At 37.0% G+C, this 2,062-nt stretch carries 3 protein-coding genes; 1 reads left to right on the top strand and 2 read right to left on the bottom strand.

The features are described 5' to 3' along the window. The coding region (locus F6K49_RS43650) for a hypothetical protein (RefSeq protein ID WP_293108000.1) at positions 1-277 on the top strand (277 nt) is incomplete at its 5' end. 217 nt (positions 278-494) lie between these two features. Here F6K49_RS43650 and F6K49_RS43645 read toward each other — a convergent pair. Next, positions 495-1,568 (bottom strand): L-histidine N(alpha)-methyltransferase, encoded by a 1,074-nt coding sequence (locus tag F6K49_RS43645; protein ID WP_293107997.1) that lies wholly within the window; start codon positions 1,566-1,568, stop codon positions 495-497. A gap of 33 nt (positions 1,569-1,601) precedes the next feature. After that, the coding region (locus F6K49_RS43640) for an NUDIX domain-containing protein (protein ID WP_366514311.1) at positions 1,602-2,062 on the bottom strand (461 nt) is incomplete at its 5' end.

Below are 2,062 nucleotides of genomic sequence, written 5' to 3'. Positions count from 1 at the left end.
TGACTTATTCAGCGTCAAGAAACTTGAGGAACTGTGGACACGTCTGTTTGACCCAAGGGCTGAGAAACCATTTGAATGTGTTGGGGAAAAACGTGAAACTTTGATGGCATTAGTTAAATGTAAACAACAGCGTATCAAGAATGGTCAACCCTTGGGTGCTCTTGCTGAGATACCAGATGTTAAGTTTGACAACTCTCTGCTGATGATATCTCCTCCCAAGAATATTCCTATGCCTCACAGAGATAAATTAGAGTCTGTCTGCACATTCCGACTTTGAGATGAACGATGGCAGGGAAGCGCAGCGCGATCGCGCAGTTCGATGAACGAAAAATCTGGAATTTATAATTCATCATTCATCATTCATTTTTTTCCTTGTGTATATAGCAATCCTAAATCAGTTCTAAAATCTGCCAAATCTTAAATCTTTACTGGACAAGGGTTATAGCGAGAGCTTCGGCCACTAGATTTTACGAATCATTTAGGACTGCTATAGTTTAAAGTTTTTGACAAAGATAAACCCCTTCTTCTTGATTAGCAGCTTCCCAGTAATCCAAAACCTTAATACCATAACTCTTTAGTATTTCTTGAATCATAGGAGTAGTATAACGATAGGAAAAAAATAATCTAATTCTATCTTTGCTTCTCCACTCAATAAGGTTGTTTTCTAAACTAAAAATCACATCGTTTTCTAATTCAAAATAAGCAGCAATTCTTTTAAATTGTTGATTTGGTTCATCCTGTTCTATTGTAAATTTAATAGTCCCATCTTTGGCTTCGACTCCAGCATCAAGTAAAACAGTAATTAACCACTCTTTAGTTAACTCATTATCATATTGAGGAAGAACTTTTTGAATACCTTGCAGATAATCAGAACCAGGGGCTAAATTAGCACTAAAAAGCAATATATCTCCCTTGCTTAGAAAATTACTTAAAATCGGCAAAATTTCCTCAGGAGCGAAATTGGGAATCATGCCAAAAAAGGTAATTATATTTCTTTTGTCTTGATTATCGACAAGGGAGATTAAATCATCAGAGTGAAGCAGATCGCAAACAATGGGCTGTACCCGTAAATTAGCAAAATATTCTCTGATCTTTTGAGCAGAAATTATCGCCAGAGATAAGCTAACATCAACAGGATAATAAGTTAATGCTCTTTCAGAATTTAATAATTGGGAAACTAGAAGTTTATCTTTTTCTCCACCACCACAACCTAAGCCAATTAAATTTAAATTTAGACTATTATCATCTAAAATTTCTGCTGTTTTTTTAAAACACTTGGCATAGGCATCAATACAGCTTTCATCTTGTCTAGCTGGAGAATAAGTTTCGTGTATTTTTAACCATTTTTGGCTTTGCTTGACACTATCGTAATGAAATTTGTGATTGATTTTACAAGAAGTAAAGCCAGCTAAATAATCTTGAAAAACTCGCTCAGGAAATTGACTGGGATGTACGTATACTTTTTCAAAGTCTAACATATATAAATTCTCAAACTCATCAGGTACAAATTTATTGGTTTTAGGAAACAGAGAACAGGAAACAGGGAGCAGGAAATAGGTGATAATCAAAAAAATATCTGTACCTAATAGCTATGATAAAAGCTATATATTATAGTGAGTATAGATTTGCTTTTCTAGATAGTCCTCAATTAACACGCGAGTGTAGCTATTGAGAGGATATTCCAGAGCTTTTTGGGGAGTCACCCATGCCCATTCCTCAATTTCTTCGTTGGGAGTGATGCTTTCCCTGGCAGAAAAAGCATAGTAATTAACCATGATGAAATGGGCTTCTCGCACAAACTGTGAGTCCAACACTGCTTCCTGTAGCAACCCAAAGCGTACCTGGGTCAAATCTAGACCAACTTCTTCCCGAAACTCCCTGAGGAGTGCATCCTCAAGGGTTTCACCCCATTCTACTTTACCTCCTGGTACACCCCATTGACCCCGCCATTTAGTGGTTTTGACAATCAAAATTTGTCCACTTGTAGTTAAGACAAGTGCCCCTACCGTAGTCAAAGGAAACTGCCCCTGCACAGATAGCCCTCCATTTGTGATTTCCTCTG

This window comes from Moorena sp. SIO3I6, from assembly GCF_010672095.1.
The sequence above is the reverse complement of the archived record's forward strand: the minus strand, read 5'-3'. Positions and strand labels throughout refer to the sequence as shown.